Source organism: Rhodovarius crocodyli, from assembly GCF_004005855.1.
GTDB classification, from domain to species: domain Bacteria; phylum Pseudomonadota; class Alphaproteobacteria; order Acetobacterales; family Acetobacteraceae; genus Rhodovarius; species Rhodovarius crocodyli.
The window spans coordinates 1155343-1172904 of sequence record NZ_SACL01000001.1; the positions used below are offsets into that span (position 1 = coordinate 1155343).

Genomic DNA, 17562 nt, shown 5'->3' on the forward strand with positions numbered 1-17562 from the left:
TTCCCAACGTTTGCGGGCCTCACCCCTCCATATCCACATCCCTAGTCTCAGGCCCTAACACCAACGCCACCAGCGTCAGCACCGCCATCGCGCTCAAATAAACCCCCACCCAGAACGGGCTCCCGCCCCCGGCGCTCCACAGCGCCACCGCCACGAACGGCGCCAGCGCGGCCCCCAGGATGGAGGACAGGTTGTAGCTGATCCCCGACCCCGTATACCGCACGCTCGCCGGGAACAGTTCCGGCAGCAGCGCGCCCATGGGCCCGAAGGTCAGCCCCATCAGCGAAAAGCCCAGCACCAGCCACGCCATCACGCCCACGAAGCCCCCGGCCAGCATCGGCACCCACAGCAGCCCGAACACCGCGATGCCCAGCGTGATGCCGATCATCGTCTTCCGCCGCCCCCACTTCTCCGCCCAGGGGCCAGAGACCAGCGTGAACACGCCAAAAAACACCACGCCCAAAATCATCATCAGCACGAAGCTGCGATAGTCATACCCCAGCCCCGGCAGCGCCGCGTTCACCGCCGCCCGCCCATAGCTCAGCGAAAACGTGGTCATCAGATAGAACAGCACATAGGTCGCCAGCATGTAGAAGGTGCCCAGCACCAGCTGCCGCCCATGGTTCTGGAACACGGCGGCCAGCGGCACCTTGTGCACCTGGCCCTGGTCCACGGTCTTCTTGAAGGCCGCGCTCTCCACCAGGTTCAGCCGCACCCACATCCCCACCACGACCATCACGATCGAGAACAGGAACGGCACCCGCCACCCCCAGCTCAGAAAGGCCTCCGACGGCCGGGACGGATCGCTGGACGGCAGCACCGCCGCGATGATCAGGAACAGTCCGTTGGCGATGATGAAGCCCAGCGGCGCGCCCAGCTGCGGAAAGGTGCCATAGATGGCGCGCTTGCCCTTCGGCGCGTTCTCGGTGGCCACCAGCGCCGCACCGGACCACTCGCCGCCCAGCGCAAAACCCTGCGCCAGCCGCATCACCGTCAGCAGCGCCGGCGCCAGCCACCCAACCATCTCATAGGTCGGCAGCGCGCCGATCAGGAAGGTCGCGATGCCCATGGTCAGCAGCGACCCCACCAGCGTCACCTTGCGGCCCTTCTTGTCGCCCATATGCCCGAAGGCGATCGCCCCCAGCGGCCGGGCCACCATCGCCGCGCCGAACACGCCGAAGCTCGCGAGCAGCGCCACCGTGTCATTGCCCGCCGGGAAGAACAGGTGCGGAAACACCAGCACCGCCGCCGTGGCGTAGATATAGAAGTCATAGAACTCGATGGTGGTGCCGATCAGGCTGGCCATGATCACGCGGGATCGCGGATTGGCGGGAACGGCCTCGGCAGTGGTGGCGGACATGGTGGCTCTTTCAGTGCGGGGCGTGCCCTCGCTGGCCTGTCTCGTCGCGTCCTCGTTGCAATGCTGCGGCCGGGCAGGGCCCGCCGACATTTCCGGTCGCGCCGATGCGCCCCGCAGCAATGTTCCGCCGAGGCTAGTCGCTGAAATGTCATGCGGCCAGCGCGGGGCGCGCTGGGCAGCCCCGCCCCAGGCGCAGGCCCGAAAATAACTGAATCACGCCTTGTTTCCGCCTTCGATCACTGAAACGTTACCAGTATCCCGAGGTTGGAGAGCCCCATGCGTCTTGCCGTTGCTTTGCTCGCTGCGGTTGTGTGTCTTGCCGTGCAAAGTCGCACCGCCGGGGCCGCCCCCCGCCCCGCCGATTGCGAGCTGACGGTGAACGGCCGCAGCTACATCCGCGGCCAGTGCCAGTTCGATGCCGATGCGGATGGCAGCTTCCGCATCAACGGCACGGACTACTTCGCCTATGTGAACGTCACCGCCCCCGGCGTGGCCGAGGCCAGCTGGAACGCGGACCCCGCCTCCACCCACGCCCACAACCCGCTGGGTGAGCTGCGCCGCCAGGGTGCCTGCTGGGTCGGCGCCAATGTCCGCATCTGCGCCCGCGCCCTGTCGCCGGAGGCCCTGCGCACCGCCCAGGCCGCCCAGCCCAACGGCTTCGCGCTGTGGCCCATCACCCCGGGCCTGACGGCCTGCATCGGCCCCCAGGGGGCGCTCGCCGCCGGCACCCGGATGGTGCTGCGCAACTGCCGCGTTCCGGCGGATCTGCTCGTCCAGCGCGCCCCGGACGGCGCGCTCACCCTCTCGGGCAACCTCTGCCTCGGCGTCGAGGCCCCCGGTATGGGCCGCCCGGCAGAGCTGATCGCGGAGCCCTGCGCCCCCAGCTCCCCCCGCTGGACCACTCAGGCCACCGCCACCGAGGAAGCGATCGTGCGCTCGTCAGCGGGCATGTGCCTGACCATCCCGGCCATGGCCCGCCCCGAGACGCCCTTCCCGTACACGGTCAACGTCGCCCCCTGCGCCGCCACCGCCACCAAGTTCATCCTGTCCCGAGGCTGAGGCCCATGAAGCACATCCTGATCCTCGCCGCCCTGCTGCTGACGACCGGCACCGCCCGCGCCGCCGAGGAGCCCTTCGGCCAGAACATCGGCCCCTGGCGCTTCACCCAGCAGGACCAGCCCCGGAACGTGGTCCTGTGCCGCGCCTATCTGGGCGACAACCGCATCCTGCGCTGGACGTCGGGCGCCGTCGCCGTATCGGTTCCGGCCAACGGCATTCCGCCCGCGACCTATCGCGAGACCTTCTTCTCGGCGGCCGGTGAATCGGAGCCGGTCAACGCCACCGCGAACGCCCAGCGGCTGACGCTGAACCTGGACGAGGGCTCCCTGGCCCATGTCGTGCGGGGGCGCGGCTTCCAATGGCGCCTGCTCGTCAACGGCAGCCCGCGCAGCGGCACCATCGGCTTCGACCAGAATGTGGGTGCGGCAGTGGCCCGGCTGCGGGAATGCAGCCGTGCCAATGGCGGGCGCTAAAGCAGCGCGTCGATCTCCGCGGCCGTCGGCGCCCAGGCGCCCGGCCGCGTGCAGGCCAGTGCCCCCGCCGCATTCGCCCGTCGCAGCGCGATGCCCATCGGCACCCGCGCGTGCAGCGCCGCCGCCAGCGCCCCGCACCAGGCATCGCCCGCGCCCACGCTGTCCGTGACGGCGATGGGAAAGGCCGGCACGTGGAAACGCCCCTCCGGCCCCGCATATTCCGCGCCGCGTTCCGCCAGGGTGCGCGCCACCCCGATGCCGAGTGCGGCCGCCAGCGCCGCCGCATCCGGCGCGCGCCCCAGCTGAGAGGCGAGCCACGCCGCCTCCGGCTCATTCACCACCAGCCAGTTCAGCGCCGACAGTTCCGGCTGGGTCGCGGCCGGGGCCAGGTTCAGCATGCTGCGCGCCCCCACGGACCGCGCGCGCAGGATCATCGCGGCATTCTCGGCGGGCGGCACTTCCATCTGCAGCATCACCAGCGTGCCGGCCGGCACCTCCGGCGCCCTGGCCAGCATGTTGGCGGCGGGTGCGACCGCTATCTGGTTGCGCCCCTGCGCATCCACCACCACGGCGGCCATGCCGGTGGGCGCCTCCACCTCGGTCAGATGCGCGGCCACGCCCGCATCCTCCAGCGCCTGGCGCAGCAGCGCCGCATTGGCATCCCGCCCCACGGCACCGAAGAAGGACACCCGCGCCCCCGCGCGCGCCGCCGCCACCGCCTGGTTCAGCCCCTTCCCGCCGGCCGAGGCAGGGCTGGTCTCGGCCAGCACCGTCTCCCCGGCCAGCGGCAGGGCGGCGGTGCGGAAGATCTGGTCAACGATGGCGGAGCCGAACACCAGCACGGTCATGGCCGCATCAGCCCCAGTTCCAGCGCGCGGTCATACAGCGCGTTGATCATGCCCTCGAACGGCGCACCCAGGTCGATGGCGGGCTGCATGCGCTTCAGGCTGCGGGCGCGCGTCAGCCCCACCTCGGCCCAGGCCGGCGCCCCGCAATCCACCTGCTGCAGAAAGCCCTGAAGCCGGTCGCAGCCCATGGCGAAGCGCGCCTCGGGGGTCACGCCTTCCTCGAACTCGCGCCACAGCGCGTGCATGCGGCCGGATTGCGCGGGCGGCAGGCGGGCGAACAGGGCTTCGGCGGCGGCGCGCTCGCGCTCCACCTGCGTCTCCAGCCCGCGATCGTCGAAGGCGAAGGTATCCCCCGCCTCGATCTCCACCACGTCATGCACCGCGATCATCGCCAGGGTCTGGCCCAGATCGGGCGCCGGCGTCACTTCCGGATGCAGCAGCACCGCGATGAGCGCCACATGCCACGCATGCTCGGCGCTGTTCTCCGGCCGGCCTTCGGTAAAGGCCGCGCGATGGACGTGTTTCAGGCGGCTTGCCAGGCTGAAGAAGCCCAGCAGGCCGTCCTCACTCACGACCGAGCGTCTCCATCAGTTCCCGCCACTCGCGCTTGGACAGCCCGGAGGCCGGCTGCTCCACCACTTCCCCGGCCAGCAGGCGCTTCACGATCGCCAGCATCTGCGCCGAGAGCGTCACGGCCCCCATGCGGTAATCCCGGAACGCCTCATAGCAATGCGGCACCCAGGCCTTCACCGTGTCGATCATCGCCTCGGCATAGACGCGGATCTCATACTGCGCATGCGCGTCGGCACGCAGGGACAGGAAATGCAGCAGATTGTGCAGGTCCGTCTTCCAGTACCACTGCGTGTAGGTATTCAGCGTGAGGTTCATCCGCGCCAGCTCACGCGCCAGGCCGGACTTCTCGGCGCTCAGCGTGGTGCCGGCCTCATCCTCGTTCAGCATCTCGATATAGTGGTCGTAGTTGCGGCTGGCGTCGTCGCGCAGCAGGCGCAGCACATGGGCGGCTTCCTCGCCCTCCAGCACATCGCCGCGGCCCTGGCGGTTCACGCTGCTCTGGGCCGCCAGCTGGGCCTGGGCCGGGATGTAGAACTCCTTGTCCATCACGGAATACCGCGCGGAATACTCGTTCACATTGGCGGTGCGGTGGCGGATCCACTGCCGCGCGACAAAGATCGGCAGCTTGATGTGGTACTTGATCTCGCACATCTCGAACGGCGTCGAATGCCGGTGCCGCATCAGATAGCGGATCAGCCCCCGGTCCTCATTCGCGGCCTTGGTGCCGCGCCCGTAGGACACACGCGCCGCCTGCACCACCGCCGCATCGTCGCCCATATAGTCCACCACCCGCACGAAGCCGTGGTCGAGCACCGGAATGGCGGTGGCCAGCATCGCCTCCAGCCCGGCCGAGACCGGGCGGGCCGTCGGGGTGCGCTGGGCGGCGGCCTCGGCCATCTCGGCCTTCTGTTCGTCGGTCAGCGCCATGGCGGAACCCCTGTGGTGTAAAGGCGCCTGTGTAGAGCCTGGCGTGGCGTTGCACCAGCGTCGCACGGCCAAGCAGGGGCTTACATAGTTATCATAGGTGTGGGTAAAATTAATCTTCTTTTTCTGAAGAAAAAAAAGCAAAAAGACTTTTCGAGTTTTATGTTAGATAAAACTATCAAAAGTTTTTTGGTTCTTTTTTACAAAAAAGAACATTCTTCCCACACCCGCCAATATTTGGGGCTTGCTTACCCCGCGATCTCGAACATCCCCTCGACCTCGCACGCCGCATTCCCCGGCAGGCTGGGCACGCCGATGGTGCTGCGCGCGTGGCGCCCGGCGTCGCCGAACACTTCCACCGCCAGGTCGGACGCCCCGTTCATCACCACCGGATGCGCGGTGAATTCCGGCGGTGCGGCGATGAAGCCGCCCAGGCGCACTACCTTCACCACCTTGTCCAGATCGCCACCGCAGGCGGCCTTCAGCTGGGCCATGACGTTCACGAAGCAAAGCTTCGCCGCTTCCTTCGCCGTCTCGGGCGTCACGTCCGCGCCGACCTTGCCGGTGTATGCGATGGCGCCGTCCTTCAGCGGGATCTGGCCGGAGACGACCACGATGTTCCCCGTGCGGGTCCAGCCCACATAGTTGGCGACCGGCGCCGGGGCGGCGGGCAGGGTGATGCCGAGTTCGGCGAGACGGGCGTCGATGCGGCCGGCCATGGAGACCTCCAGATTGGGTTCGATGGCCGGCAGCATAACCGCCACTATCCTTTCAGCAACGCCACCACACTGGGCGTATCCGGGTTGCCGTCCATCAGCGCGCAGGCCTCGTTGAAGTATTCGACGAAGGCATCGGCGTGCCAGTGCCCGGCCCCGCGATTGGTCTGCACCAGCCCCCAGGGGTTGGTCGCCGCCCGCAGGCTGCCGGCGTTATAGGCGCAGGCGACCAGCGGCGGGTCGAAGCCCGTGGGCACGCGCCCGCCCATCGCCTGCCGGCGCATCAGCGCCGCACCCGCCGCGATTGACGTCTCGGGCTTCAGCAGCGCCGCGCGGTCGATCTTCGGGTCAGCCAGAGCTTCCCGCGCCGTGCCGATCAGCGTCTGCATCAGCCCGGGCGAGACGCGCATGGGCGTGCTCTCATCGTCCAGGTATCCCGGCTCCTCCCGCACGGCATCGGCACGGCCGCCGCTCTCGGTGCAGGCGGTGGCCAGCAGCAGTTCCACCGGCACCTGGCGGGCGGCCGCGACCCTGGACATGGCGGGGCCGTGCGTGGTCCAGCAGCGCAGCACGGTGGCGGCATTGCCGCGCGGCAGGGCGCCATCGACCTCGACGCCCTGGGCGGTCAGCCGCCAGCGGCGCGCGGCATTGCCCACGGGCGCCCCATGCAGCGCGGTCAGCGCCGGCAGATAGGGCGCCAGCATGGCCTGCCAGCCGGGTTCGCTGGTCGCGGGCGGGGCCTGCTCCATCAGCCTCGCCCAGCTGCGCGGCCCCAGGATGCCGTCGGCCAGCAAGCCGTTGGCGCGCTGGAAGGCCAGCACGGCATCCCGCGTCGCGGGGCCGAACACGCCGTCGGGTTCCAGCGCCAGCAGCCCTGCGCGGCGCAGCGCCTGCTGGGCCTGGCGCACATCCGCCCCGCGCAGCATCGGCAGCCGGAAGGACAGGGCACGATCGAGCATCATCATCAGCGTGATTCTCCGAGCGCCCGGGCACGGGCGATGAGGACGGGGTTGCGGGCCACGGCGAGTGCCGCGCGGGCATGCCGCGCGGCCTCCTCGGGCCCGGAGAGCCAGCCCAGGCAGATCAGCGCCTGGGCCTGGTTGTCGGGTGGGCCGCCGGCCGCCTCGTATTCACCCGCCGCGCAATCCAGCATCGGCCGCGCGGCCAGGCCCGGGCAGGCCGCGCGCGGGGCGCGGGCGGCCATGGCCTGGGTCATGCAGGCCTCGGCGCGCCGGGCGTGCAGGCGCGGGCAGGCCGCATTGTCGGCCGGGCAGGGAGAGATCACGGGCTCGGCCGCGATCTCCGCCAGGGGCGCGCTGTTCCAGCGGTTCAGCTGGGCCAGCGGCGGGTCGATGACGGCGGCCAGCGGCGCGCAGCCCATGCAGCCCAGCAGCAGCCACAGGTGGCGGTTCATGGCGTGATCTCCTGCAGCAGCTGCACGGGGTCCTGATGCGTGTCGCGCAGGGTGCCAGTCAGCAGGGTCAGGGCCTCCATCGCCGCGCGCGCGGCCTCGGGCGCGTTGGCGGAGGTGGGGGCCAGCAGGCGGCGCACCGCCTCCGGGTCCGGCGCATCCGGGCGCAGCGCGGGGCTGGCGGTGGCAAGCCGCGCGGCCACATCGGTCACGGCGGCGTCCGTCACGTCCTGCCGCGCCTCGGTGCCCAGCAGGGCGCGGCGGAAGCGGGTCATCGCGTCCTCCACGGCGGCAGGCGAGGCGAAACGGCCCGCACCCCAGGCCGACCACAGCCGCGCCGCGCCGTCGTCGCGCAGGGCCATGTCGGTCAGCTCCGCCGCGAAGCCCGCGCTGTTGCGCTTGTCTGCCAGGGCCTGGGCCATGTCGGGCACGGCGGCCAGGCTCGCCAGCGCATCCGCGGGGGTGATGCTGCCAGGGTCGAACAAAGTGGGGTCATGCGGCGCGTCCAGCACCTGCGCCTGCCAGCGCCGCCAGCCGGAGGCCGAGAGGTTCCACCCCAGCCCCAGCACCAGCGCGGCCCCGGCCAGCGGCCCGCCCGCGACGCCGCCCAGCACGGGCGCCGCCGCCGAGATTAGGCTGGCCAGCGGCCCGGAGGCGCCCGTCAGCGCCGTGGTGGCGGCGGTGATGGCGGAGATGTCGCCGCCGCTCAGCGCCTGGCGTGCCTGGCGCAGCAGGTTGGTGGCACCCTGGGGGATGATGCCGCCGGGCAGGGCGCTGCCCAGCCCCTCCACCACCAGCTCGGCCACGGCCAGGTGGCGGTTCAGCTTCCCGGTGGCGTCGCTCTCGTGCACCGGGCGCAGGGCGGCGGCCACCGCGTTCTCGGTATTGGCGGCGGCGGTGGCGCGGGTCTCGGCATGGGCGCGCTGCTCGGTGGTCAGGGCCTCGCTGACGCGGCGCTGGGCCTGGGCATCCGGCGTCTGGGTGCGGGCGCCGAAGTAATAGCCGAACACGCCGGCGATGATGCCGTTCACATAGCCCGCGATCGCGTCCGAGAGCCCGAGCGTGGCCGCGAACAGCAGCAGCGGCAGGCCCACAACGCCCACGATCAGCGCCAGCACCGCGCGCACCGTGCCCTCGGGCAGGGCCATGGGCAGTTCGCGCATGGCCGCGATCTGCTCCGCGGTGGTGGCGGGGTTGTTCAGCATCGCGAAGCTGCGCGCGGCCAGCCACCACAGGAAGGCGGCAAAGGCCAGCCCTACAAGGAATATCAGCATAGCGGCCAGATGGGTGGCATTCATGCCCCCCGGCCAGGCCATGGCGGCTAAAATCGCCACGATGCCTATCGTGCCGGCTATCAGTGCCGGTGAGAGAAGGCGGGGATTGTCGGGGGGCATGCCTGTCTCCGGGAAAGGGAACAGGCACATAATCCTATATATGCGAACAAAGCAAGAAAATTGTCTGCCCCTTGGGCGGCCCGGCCCGGCGTGCTACCCCGCAGGCGCGATCAAGGAACCTCTCTCATGTCCGATCAGGCCCAGCAGCCCATGCCGCCCATCGTGGTGAACATGCAGTTCACCAAGGACCTCAGCTTCGAGGTGCCGAACGCCCCCGCCATCTACACCACCCTGCGCGAGGCCCCGCAGGTGGACCTGCGGCTGGACGTGCAGGCCCGCCCCATCCAGGAAGGCGAGAACGTCTTTGAGGTGGCCCTCGAAATCCGCGCCGACGCCAAGGCCGGCGACCAGGTCTGCTTCATCGCCGAGCTGGTCTATTGCGGCATCTTCACCCTGAACGTGAACGAGCAGGATCTGGAGCCGGTGCTGCTGGTGGAATGCCCGCGCCTGCTGTTCCCCTTCGCCCGCAACGTGCTGGCGGATGCGACGCGCGAAGGCGGCTTCCCGCCCGTGATGCTGCAGCCGATCGACTTCGTGGCGCTGTGGCAGAACCGCCGCGGCCAGACCAGCCTGGACGGCCCCGCCGTCGGCACGGCCTGAACAGCAACGGGGGCCGTGCAGGCCCCCGTTTTCGTTTCAGAACCTGATCTGCGTCGCCAGGTAGAAGGTGCGCCCCTGGCCGTTGCCGGTGGTGCTCAGGAAGGGCGTGTAGCTCTCGTTCAGCAGGTTCGTGATGCGGAAGCTCACGTCCCAATTGTCCGTCACGCGATAGTTCGTGAACAGGTTGACGATGTTGTACGGCTTGCCGCCCTCGGTCGCCGTCGCCCCCGTGAAGCTGCTGTTCAGCGTGGCCACCGGCCCGGCCGAGACGTAGTTGTAGCGCGCGCCCACCGTCAGCCTTTCCCGCAGGAAGCGCATTCCCGCATCCACCGACAGCACGTGGTCCGGCATGTACTGGCTGGCGCCCAGCCCCGGCACCTGCGTCGGGATGGAGGAGCGCATGTTGGTGTAGTTGATGCCGCCGAACACGAAGCCCGCATCGTATCCCAGCTCCACCTCGAAGCCTTGCACCTGGGTGCGGCCCGCGATGTTCGTGTACTGGAACGCGCGAGAGGCGGTGAGATAGCTCGCCGCGATATAATCCTCGACGCTCTTGATGAAGTAGTTGGCGCGCAGGCGCAGGCTGTCGCGCTCGTTCAGCAGCGCGTGGCGGCGCAGGTTCACGCCCATCTCCCAGCCCTGGGACGTCTCGGGCCGCAGGTTGGGGTTGGGCAGGTAGCTGCCGCTGGTGGTGCCGGGGTGGCTGCCGCCCAGCATGGTCTCCTGCAGCGTGGGCGAGCGCATGGACCGCCCCCAGCTGACATAGGGCTGCAGCCAGTTCGTGACGTTCACCCCCAGGGTGAATTTCGGGTTCAGGGAACCGGTGGAGGTATCGATGTTGAACGCCCCCACCCGGTCATTCGTCACGCCCGACCCGTTCAGCGTGTAATGGTCGTAGCGAAGCCCCGCCGTGAAATCGACGATGCCGTAGCTGAAGGTGTTGTTGGTGAAGATGCCGAGCTGCGAGCTGGTGCCGCTGCCGGGGTTCACGCCGCCATTGGTGCTGCGCACGTCGTCGTGGAAATACTCCACGCCGTTGGTGCTGCGCACCGCGATGCGCCCCAGGTTCCAGCGTGAGACGTTGGAGATGTCGAAGCCCAGCCCGTCATCCGTGATGTCGCGCCCGATGCCGCTGGTGCTGGTCCCGCCCGTGTAGTTCATGCGCAGCTGGTTGTAGTAGGCGTTGACCCGCAGATCGACGAGCGGATTGCCCGGGTTGTAGCGGTAGTTGGCCGAGACGGTGCGGTTGTCGACCTGCTGGTTGTAGGAATTGGCCAGGAAGTAGTTGCTGTAGAACAGGGCCCCCAGCGACAGGCTGTGCGACCCGTGGCTGACATTGGCCCGCACCAGGCCCGAGAGCAGGTCCTGGCTGGTGCCGGCCACGATGTTGCCGTTGCCGTCATGGTACAGGTTGGAATTGCGCTTGCTGATGGCGCCCACCACCCCCGCATTCTCCAGCCGCACGCCATAGGCCATCATGTTGTTGAACAGCGCGCCGTTGGTGCCCCAGGACAGGCGCGCCAGCCCGCCATAGGTCTGGCCCGGGCGCACCACGTCATCCACGTTCAGGGTGCGGAAGTTCACGCTGCCCGCCAGCGCGCCGCCGCCCAGCCCCGTCACCTCTCCGCGCGCGATGTCGATGCCGGCCAGCAGGTTGGGGTCGACATAGGTGAAGCCCGCGGCCTCATGCCCGGTGAAGCGGAAGTTCTGCCGCACGCCGTCGATCGACATGTTCACCCGGCCCGCGCCCTCGAAGCCGCGGATGTTCACGGCCACGCCCGGCTGCTGGGCGTTCTGCCGCGTGAACACGCCGGGCGTGCCGCGCAGCACGTCGTCCAGCCTGGCGGCGCCTTCCAGGTTCAGCCGCGCGCTGTCGATGGTGGTGGTGTTCTCGGGCGGCAGCTCGCCCTCGACCTGAACGGGGCGGAGCTGGACACCGGCCCCGCTCGCGGCCTGCTGCGCCAAGGCCGGCGCGGCGAAGGCCATGGCCAGGACGGAGGCGCCGAGCATCAGGGATCGGCGGAAAGTCGTGTCGGTCACGGGTTGAACCTCAATGCGTGATTGGTGACATCACACATCAGAAGGGCAAGCATCATCGCGTTCGGAATCCAGTAAAGGAAACGAACAACCATCAGGTTGAAACTTCTGATCTGTGATCTGCCCCGAGAATTACGTAATTTTATGAATTGATTCGGTCAACGACCGAAATTGTAACTGTGTCAGATCATTCGCCGGGTCAGACGAGGCATGGCCCCGTCGCTCCCGGCGCCGGCAATCGTGATCTAACGAGAATGAGAATCGCTTGCAATAACGCCGCAAGGCGCCGCCCCGCAAAGGCCGCGGCCCGTGGCAGGAAAGGCACAATCAGGGGGCGCGCATGCGCTTCAGCACACCCGCCAGGAAGTCCTGCACCCGGTCCAGCACCTTCATCCGGTCGTGGGAAACCCCGGGCACCAGCTCCAGCCGCACCGTCACCCCGGCCGCCTCGAAGCTGGCGGCCAGGGTCTTCAGGCGCTCGGGCCGGGTGCGCCCTGCGTCGTTGGCGCCCTCCATCCAATAGGTGCCGCCGGGCTTGTGGGTGATCTCCCAGGTCTCCAGATCCGCGTCGCCCACCAGCATCTGCACCGGCACGCGCGCCAGCGCCGCCTGGTCGAAGGGCCGGCCGAAGCGCGCCTCGATGTCGCGGATGCCCACCCACCAGTCCCGCGCCGGGTCCAGCAGCGTGACGGAGCCGGGGGAGCCGATGCTGGCCGCCCACAGCTTCTCGGGGTGCAGGATGGCGAAGCGGTGGGTGAAATGCCCGCCGCCCGAAAAGCCGAACATCGCGAAGCGCGACCAGTCCTGGCCATAGGTGGCCGCGACCTCGGCCACCATCTTCAGCACCAGCTCATCGTACCGGATGTCGCCTTCGCGCATGTACTTGTAGCCGGACCGCGCGCCGTCCCCCAGCACGCCCACCGGGAAGACGGGGCACAGGATCGCCACCTTGTTCCATTTGCCGAAGGCGGCGAAGCCGTCCCGGAAATCCAGGAACGACGTGCGGCTGGTGCCATGGATCGCCACCAGCAGCTCCACCTTCTCGCCCTCACCCACCACGGGCGGCACATACAGGCAGTAGTGGAAGCGCGGGTCCGCCTTGCAGGAGTAGATGGCGGTCGGGCCCAGGTCATACAGGGCGCGGGCGCGGCGGGCGGCTTCGGGCGTGTCGGGCGCGTCGGTCATGGCCGGCAGCCTGTCATGCGGCCCGCCGCGCCGCCATGCCTCTTGCATCCCGCGCGCGAAAGCGGCACCAGACGCCGCATGAGCGACCAGACCATTCCCGACCGCCTTTCGGTGGACCCGTCCAGCCCGCACCACAACGCCGAGCTGCTGCAGCAGGGCGTGGGCATCCGCTTCAACGGCGTCGAGAAGACCAATGTCGAGGAGTACTGCATCTCCGAAGGCTGGGTCCGCGTCAGCCTGGGCAAGACCGTGGACCGCCGCGGCAAGCCGCTGACCCAGCTGCTGAAGGGCAAGGTCGAGGCCTATATCAAGGGCGAGTGACGCTCAGATCAGGCACAGCGCCCTGAGTTCGCGCGCCATCTCCGGCGGCAGGGCGTCCAGCCCGTCCGCCGGGCCGGTGGCGCCCACATCGGGCGGCGCCGCGTCCGGCGCCAGATAGCGCCAGCCCTGGAAGGGCCGCATGGCCCGCCCCTGCACCGGCACCAGCACGGGGTCCAGGATCAGCCCGGCGCAGCTCGTGCCGTCGTCCCACTTGTCGTCCGTGATATCCAGCAGGCGCTGGCGCACCAGCACATGCCCCTGGATCACCCAGTACAGGCTGCCGCCGGCCAGCAATTCCTCGCGCCGCTTGGGCACCATGCGCGTCTGGTGGCGCAGCGGCGGGTCATTGACCATCCGCGCGGCCTGAAGGGCTGTCAGATGCGCGATATCGCGCACGCCGACGCACAGTTTCACCAGGTTCAGCATGACACCCCACAGGATGGGGTGCCGGGTGGAGTCGGGCAAGGGTGAGATCACACCCTCTCGATCATGCCGAGGACTGGGTTCCGGCAACCGGATCGCGCTCCTAAACGTTCGCCATCGGGGCGTGTGGAGGAGACCGGCCATTTCTGAGCCATCCCGGCGGGGCCGCGCCCTGTTCAGCCTCATCTTCGGCACCATCCTGCTGCCCCTGGCCTTCCTGGCGCTGGGCTTCTGGGAACAGCAGCGCGGCGCGGATGGCACGGCCGAGCTGGCGCAGCAGCGCATGCAGGCCGCCAAGACCGTGGCGGTGCTGGAATCGCGCCCCGATATGAGTGCCCGCTACCGCCGCAACGGCCAGAACTATGCCGGCCCCCTGGCCGTGACCCAGGCCCGGGCGGCGCTGGCGGAGGTCGAGCAGGCGCAGCGGCTGCACGGCTATCGCCTGTTCCTGCCGCCGGTCGTGATGGCCTGCGCCGCGCTGGTGGCCGGCCTGTCGGTGCTGGCGCTGCTGGCCTCCGTGCTGCTCGGGCGGCTGGGGCGGGCATCGCGCGATGCGCTGGTGCGGGGCTTTTCCGTCGTCCGGCGCCTGCTGCCGCCGCTGATGGGCGCGCAGGTGGTGCTGGCCACGGTCGGCGTCGTCGCGGTCATCGCCTTCGAGGCCTCGGCGATCATCGAGGCCGGCGATGTCTCGGGCGCGGGCGTGAAGGTGCTGGGCTTCGCCGCCGTGGGCATCGGCGCCGCGCTCTGGACCGCCGCGAAGGCCGTGATGCAGCTGCGCCGCGCGCTGGACCTGTTCACCCCCGACCCGCTGATCATCAACGGCCGCCAGCTTTCCCGCGCCGAGGCCCCGGGGCTGTGGCGCAAGCTGGACGCGCTGGCGGGGAAGCTGGGCGCCCTGCTGCCGGATAATGTGGTGGTGGGGCTGACGGGCGGCTTCTTCGTCAGCTCCGGCCCCAAGATCCTGCGGCCCGGCGGCACGGCCCTGGCCGGGCGCACCCTGTATCTGCCGCTGCCCTACCTGCCGCTGCTGGCCGAGGACGAGGTGGCCGCGATCATCGGTCATGAGCTGGCGCATTTCTCCGGCGGCGACACCGAATACAGCCTGCGCTTCATGCCGATCTATGCCGGCGTCGGCCGATCGCTGGATGCGGTGGCGGAGGCCGGCACGGCGGGCGACGGCAGCCTGTCGCCGCTGCTGCGCCCGGCCATGCGGCTGGGAATGTTCGTGATGGACCAGTTCCACCACGCGGTGCGGCACTGGAGCCGCCGGCGCGAATTCGCGGCCGATGCGGCGGGCGCCTCCGTCACCTCCGCCGGCGCCGCGGCGCGTGCCCTGCTGCGCCATGCCGCCGCCACGCCGCGCATCGAGGGCGCATTGAACGCCGCCTTCGCGGCACCCGGCGATGCGCCGGCCGATCTGGTCGCGGCCATCCTGTGGGAATCCCAGGCGGGCGGACTGGCTGACCCGGCCCCGCATCTGGAGGATATCCAGCCCCACCCGACCGATACCCATCCGCCCACGCGCCAGCGCCTGGTGGCCCTCGGCCGCGAGCCCGGGCCGGCCCTGCTGGCCGAGGCCGCCGCCGCCCCGCCGCCCGAGGCCACCGAGCGCCTCGCTGCCTATTTCGCCGACCCGGAAGGGCTGAACCGCGCCGCCACCGCGGAGTTCCTGGGCATGGCGCATGACAGCGCCCGGCAACTGCACGAGGCACTGACCGAGGCCGCGGCAGGCGTGGAGGAGGCCCCGGTCCTGCTGCACGAGAACACGCGCGGCGGCGCCATCTTCCTGTTCTGCTTCGGCGGGCTGCTCATCGCGGCCTCTCTGGCCGTGGTGGCGCTGAAGCCGCCGGGCATGGAAACGGTGAACGGCTGGATCATCGCGGCGGCGGGCGGCGGGCTCGGCCTGTTCTTCGTTGTCTGCGGCATTCCCTATCTGCGCCGGGGCCGGCGGCCCTTCCTGGAGCTGCGGCCCGACACGCTGCTGATCGACGGGCTGGACCGGCCGATAGCCTGGGCCCATGTCGCCGACCTGGACATGACGGCGCATCAGGGCCGCGTCGTGACCCGCATCCTGCTGCCACCGGAGGCGCCCTTCCCGGAGCGCCGCAAGGGCGGGCGCCGCGTCAGGCTGGACGCGAAGCGCCGCATCATCACCTTCGCCGCCGCCCCGCCGCGCCGGATGAAGGTCCAGGGCTATGCCGAGATCATCGCCCGCTACCGCCAGGCGGACGCCGCACGGCGTTCCCTGGCCCAGTAACCAGAGAGGAGAATGCCACCATGCAAACCCAGGCCGAACCGTCCCGCCCGCTAGCCCTGCCGCCGCAGGAAACCAGCTGGCGGCAGACGCTGCTGGGGCTGCTGGGCACGGTGATGTTCGGCGCCATGCTGGGCGCCATGGGCTATTTCACCCTGCCCAACCTGATCGACGACTGGCGCGTGCGCGACACGGCGGTGCCGGTGAACGGCCGCGTGACGGAGGGCTCCTGCAGCTCCCGCCTGTTCCTGCACACCTGCGACGCGACGCTGATGGTGCAGGGCAAGCCGCGCCAGGTGACGCGCAGCGTGAACTACGTGTTCGTGGATGTGCACAGCGGCAGCTACTCGGTGCAGGTCATGGCGGACCCGGCGCGGCCGGAACTGGCCACCACCAGCCTCGCGATCGAGAAGCTGTGGAACCGCACCATCACGATGGCGGTGGCCGCGGCCATCCTGCTGGTGCTGACCGTGGCGCCGGTCATCGCGGTGATCCGGCGCCTGCGGAAGCGCGACGAGGCCTGACGCCCCGTCGCATCCGCCTCACACCGCCAGGCTCATCCCCAGGGCGGGCTTGGCACCTTCGGGCAGCGGGCAGACATAGGGCTGCACCGCCATGCGGGCCGCGTGCTCGTCCTTCGCGGCCTGCAGGGTCGCGGGGTCCTTGAAGGCATCAACGGCCACGCCCGCCATCGCCTTGGCCACATGCACCATGCCCTTGTGGGCGGCCGGCAGCTTGCCCTGGCCGGTCAGCTGCCAGGAATGGCCCGGCGTGCCGATGGCATAGGTCGCGCCGCGCGCCTGCACGGTCGGCACCTTCCAGGACACGTCGCCCACATCGGTGCTGCCGATCATCTTCTCGGGCTTCGCGTCGCGCGGCACCACGATGTCGCACAGGGTCACGCCCTTGCGTTCCTGCACGCCGGCGCGGCGCCAGGCGCTGCTGATGTCCTCGGCCGAGAGCGTCGCCTGGAACTCGGCGGCGCGCGCGCGGTCCAGGTCGTCGAAGGGCACGGGGCCCAGACGCTCCAGGTTCCGCTGCATCACCTCCTCCAGCACCTTGTTGCCGAGCAGGTTGGACACGGCGGAAATCACCCGCGTCTCCACCTTGGTCTCGGTCATCAGGGCCGCGCCGTCCGAGATCTTGCGCACGCGCGCGACCAGCTGGTTCAGCTCGGTCACGTCACGCGCGCGGATCAGGTAGCGCACGGTGGCCTTGGGCTGCACCACGTTGGGCGCCACGCCGCCGGCATCCAGATAGGCGTAGTGGATGCGCGCGTCAGACGGCATGTGCTCGCGCATGTAGTTCACGCCGACGCTCATCAGCTCCACGGCATCCAGCGCCGAACGGCCCAGATGCGGGGCGGCGGCGGCATGGCTGGCGCGGCCGGTGAAGGTGAAGTCGATGCGGGTGTTGGCCAGCGACAGCGGCTCATTCAGGCCATGGAAGGCGCTGGGGTGCCAGCAGATCGCCATGTCCACGTCGTCGAAGGCGCCGTCGCGCACCAGGAAGCCCTTGGCGGCGCCGCCCTCTTCGGCCGGGCAGCCATAGTAGCGCACACGGCCGGCGATGCCGTTGGCCTTCAGCCAGTCCTTCACCGCGATGGCGGCGAGCATGGAGGCGGAGCCCAGCAGGTTATGGCCGCAGCCATGGCCGGTGCCGTCGCCCGGCAGGGGCTTCGGCTCGGCCACCCCCGCTTCCTGGGACAGGCCCGGCAGCGCATCGTATTCGCCCAGGATGGCGATGACGGGCCCGCCCTCGCCGGCCTCGCCCATCACGGCGGTCGGGATGCCGGTCAGGTTCTCCGTCACGCGGAAACCGGCGGCATGCAGGGCCTGGGTGTGCTCGGCGCAGCTGCGGTGCTCGTTGTAGCACAGCTCGGGCATGCCCCAGATGCGGTCAGAAAGCTCAATCATCGGGCCCTTGGCGGCATCCGCCAGGCGCCAGATCTCTTCGGTGTTCATCGACATGGTCTTCACCCACA

18 protein-coding genes are annotated in these 17562 nt (G+C 69.7%); 6 read left to right on the forward strand and 12 right to left on the reverse strand.

The genetic code is table 11. From position 1 onward, the window contains the following. Nucleotides 1–19: 19 nt before the first annotated feature. A complete protein-coding gene (locus tag EOD42_RS05560; RefSeq protein ID WP_127786445.1) occupies nucleotides 20–1360 on the reverse strand; it encodes an MFS transporter in 1341 nt (446 codons plus the stop codon). 321 nt (nucleotides 1361–1681) lie between these two features. Here EOD42_RS05560 and EOD42_RS05565 point away from each other — a divergent pair, with 321 nt between their 5' ends. After that, nucleotides 1682–2419: a hypothetical protein gene (locus EOD42_RS05565; protein WP_127786446.1), complete on the forward strand. Its 738-nt coding sequence runs from the start codon at nucleotides 1682–1684 to the stop codon at nucleotides 2417–2419. A gap of 5 nt (nucleotides 2420–2424) precedes the next feature. Next, nucleotides 2425–2892 carry a hypothetical protein gene (locus EOD42_RS05570; protein WP_127786447.1) on the forward strand — a complete coding sequence of 156 codons (468 nt, stop codon included), beginning with the start codon at nucleotides 2425–2427 and terminating at the stop codon, nucleotides 2890–2892. Here the strand turns inward: EOD42_RS05570 and EOD42_RS05575 are convergent. The 7 genes from EOD42_RS05575 to EOD42_RS05605 all read right to left on the reverse strand — a co-directional run bounded on the left by EOD42_RS05575 (nucleotide 2889) and on the right by EOD42_RS05605 (nucleotide 8638). Further along, nucleotides 2889–3740 carry a PfkB family carbohydrate kinase gene (locus EOD42_RS05575; protein WP_127786448.1) on the reverse strand — a complete coding sequence of 284 codons (852 nt, stop codon included), beginning with the start codon at nucleotides 3738–3740 and terminating at the stop codon, nucleotides 2889–2891. The two genes, EOD42_RS05570 and EOD42_RS05575, sit on opposite strands and share 4 nt — an antisense overlap. Then, complete coding sequence (locus EOD42_RS05580; protein WP_127786449.1) at nucleotides 3737–4312, reverse strand: HD domain-containing protein; 576 nt, start codon at nucleotides 4310–4312, stop codon at nucleotides 3737–3739. Before EOD42_RS05580 ends, EOD42_RS05575 begins: the two co-directional genes overlap by 4 nt. Continuing rightward, complete coding sequence (thyX, locus tag EOD42_RS05585) at nucleotides 4305–5240, reverse strand: FAD-dependent thymidylate synthase (RefSeq protein WP_127786450.1); 936 nt, start codon at nucleotides 5238–5240, stop codon at nucleotides 4305–4307. Before thyX ends, EOD42_RS05580 begins: the two co-directional genes overlap by 8 nt. A gap of 245 nt (nucleotides 5241–5485) precedes the next feature. Further along, entirely contained in the window at nucleotides 5486–5956 is a 471-nt protein-coding gene (locus tag EOD42_RS05590) for a RidA family protein (protein ID WP_127786598.1), read from the reverse strand. A gap of 44 nt (nucleotides 5957–6000) precedes the next feature. Continuing rightward, nucleotides 6001–6918 (reverse strand): peptidoglycan-binding protein, encoded by a 918-nt coding sequence (locus EOD42_RS26485; RefSeq protein WP_127786451.1) that lies wholly within the window; start codon nucleotides 6916–6918, stop codon nucleotides 6001–6003. Then, nucleotides 6918–7367, reverse strand: coding sequence for a hypothetical protein (locus EOD42_RS05600; RefSeq protein WP_127786452.1), 450 nt, complete (start codon nucleotides 7365–7367; stop codon nucleotides 6918–6920). The genes EOD42_RS26485 and EOD42_RS05600 overlap by 1 nt, the downstream gene beginning before the upstream one ends. Further along, nucleotides 7364–8638 (reverse strand): hypothetical protein, encoded by a 1275-nt coding sequence (locus EOD42_RS05605; protein WP_127786453.1) that lies wholly within the window; start codon nucleotides 8636–8638, stop codon nucleotides 7364–7366. Before EOD42_RS05605 ends, EOD42_RS05600 begins: the two co-directional genes overlap by 4 nt. Before the next feature lie 246 nt (nucleotides 8639–8884). Between EOD42_RS05605 and secB the strand changes: the two genes are divergently transcribed. Next, the gene (gene secB, locus EOD42_RS05610; protein WP_127786454.1) at nucleotides 8885–9358 is read left to right on the forward strand and encodes a protein-export chaperone SecB; all 474 of its coding nucleotides are present in this window, start codon (nucleotides 8885–8887) and stop codon (nucleotides 9356–9358) included. Between the two features lie 36 nt (nucleotides 9359–9394). On the opposite strand, the gene EOD42_RS05615 is transcribed toward secB, so the two are convergent. Together EOD42_RS05615 and EOD42_RS05620 are read right to left on the reverse strand one after the other, a co-directional pair. Beyond that, the gene (locus EOD42_RS05615) at nucleotides 9395–11398 is read right to left on the reverse strand and encodes a TonB-dependent receptor domain-containing protein (protein WP_127786455.1); all 2004 of its coding nucleotides are present in this window, start codon (nucleotides 11396–11398) and stop codon (nucleotides 9395–9397) included. 324 nt (nucleotides 11399–11722) lie between these two features. Then, on the reverse strand, nucleotides 11723–12580 hold the full coding sequence (locus tag EOD42_RS05620) for an alpha/beta hydrolase (RefSeq protein WP_127786456.1): 858 nt from the start codon (nucleotides 12578–12580) through the stop codon (nucleotides 11723–11725). Nucleotides 12581–12658: 78 nt separating this feature from the next. Here EOD42_RS05620 and EOD42_RS05625 point away from each other — a divergent pair, with 78 nt between their 5' ends. After that, nucleotides 12659–12901 carry a DUF3297 family protein gene (locus tag EOD42_RS05625; RefSeq protein ID WP_127786457.1) on the forward strand — a complete coding sequence of 81 codons (243 nt, stop codon included), beginning with the start codon at nucleotides 12659–12661 and terminating at the stop codon, nucleotides 12899–12901. A 3-nt stretch (nucleotides 12902–12904) separates the two neighbouring features. On the opposite strand, the gene EOD42_RS05630 is transcribed toward EOD42_RS05625, so the two are convergent. Beyond that, nucleotides 12905–13327, reverse strand: coding sequence for a DUF1489 family protein (locus EOD42_RS05630; RefSeq protein WP_127786599.1), 423 nt, complete (start codon nucleotides 13325–13327; stop codon nucleotides 12905–12907). Between the two features lie 121 nt (nucleotides 13328–13448). On the opposite strand from EOD42_RS05630, the gene EOD42_RS05635 reads away from it, so the two are divergent. Further along, a complete protein-coding gene (locus EOD42_RS05635; RefSeq protein WP_206020245.1) occupies nucleotides 13449–15581 on the forward strand; it encodes a M48 family metalloprotease in 2133 nt (710 codons plus the stop codon). A 20-nt stretch (nucleotides 15582–15601) separates the two neighbouring features. Beyond that, nucleotides 15602–16102, forward strand: coding sequence for a hypothetical protein (locus tag EOD42_RS05640; RefSeq protein ID WP_127786458.1), 501 nt, complete (start codon nucleotides 15602–15604; stop codon nucleotides 16100–16102). Between the two features lie 18 nt (nucleotides 16103–16120). On the opposite strand, the gene EOD42_RS05645 is transcribed toward EOD42_RS05640, so the two are convergent. Continuing rightward, nucleotides 16121–17542: a M20 family metallopeptidase gene (locus EOD42_RS05645; protein WP_206020246.1), complete on the reverse strand. Its 1422-nt coding sequence runs from the start codon at nucleotides 17540–17542 to the stop codon at nucleotides 16121–16123. Between the last annotated feature and the right edge of the window lie 20 nt (nucleotides 17543–17562).

Bases quoted from the DNA above. Each gene is read 5' to 3' on its own strand.
- EOD42_RS05560 (WP_127786445.1), bottom strand. From the start codon at position 1,360: ATGTCCGCCACCACTGCCGAGGCCGTTCCCGCCAATCCGCGATCCCGC.
- EOD42_RS05570 (WP_127786447.1), top strand. From the start codon at position 2,425: ATGAAGCACATCCTGATCCTCGCCGCCCTGCTGCTGACGACCGGCACC.
- EOD42_RS05575 (WP_127786448.1), bottom strand. From the start codon at position 3,740: ATGACCGTGCTGGTGTTCGGCTCCGCCATCGTTGACCAGATCTTCCGC.
- thyX (WP_127786450.1), bottom strand. From the start codon at position 5,240: ATGGCGCTGACCGACGAACAGAAGGCCGAGATGGCCGAGGCCGCCGCC.
- EOD42_RS05590 (WP_127786598.1), bottom strand. From the start codon at position 5,956: ATGGCCGGCCGCATCGACGCCCGTCTCGCCGAACTCGGCATCACCCTG.
- EOD42_RS26485 (WP_127786451.1), bottom strand. From the start codon at position 6,918: ATGATGATGCTCGATCGTGCCCTGTCCTTCCGGCTGCCGATGCTGCGC.
- EOD42_RS05600 (WP_127786452.1), bottom strand. From the start codon at position 7,367: ATGAACCGCCACCTGTGGCTGCTGCTGGGCTGCATGGGCTGCGCGCCG.
- EOD42_RS05605 (WP_127786453.1), bottom strand. From the start codon at position 8,638: ATGCTGATATTCCTTGTAGGGCTGGCCTTTGCCGCCTTCCTGTGGTGG.
- secB (WP_127786454.1), top strand. From the start codon at position 8,885: ATGTCCGATCAGGCCCAGCAGCCCATGCCGCCCATCGTGGTGAACATG.
- EOD42_RS05620 (WP_127786456.1), bottom strand. From the start codon at position 12,580: ATGACCGACGCGCCCGACACGCCCGAAGCCGCCCGCCGCGCCCGCGCC.
- EOD42_RS05625 (WP_127786457.1), top strand. From the start codon at position 12,659: ATGAGCGACCAGACCATTCCCGACCGCCTTTCGGTGGACCCGTCCAGC.
- EOD42_RS05630 (WP_127786599.1), bottom strand. From the start codon at position 13,327: ATGCTGAACCTGGTGAAACTGTGCGTCGGCGTGCGCGATATCGCGCAT.
- EOD42_RS05640 (WP_127786458.1), top strand. From the start codon at position 15,602: ATGCAAACCCAGGCCGAACCGTCCCGCCCGCTAGCCCTGCCGCCGCAG.
- EOD42_RS05645 (WP_206020246.1), bottom strand. From the start codon at position 17,542: ATGAACACCGAAGAGATCTGGCGCCTGGCGGATGCCGCCAAGGGCCCG.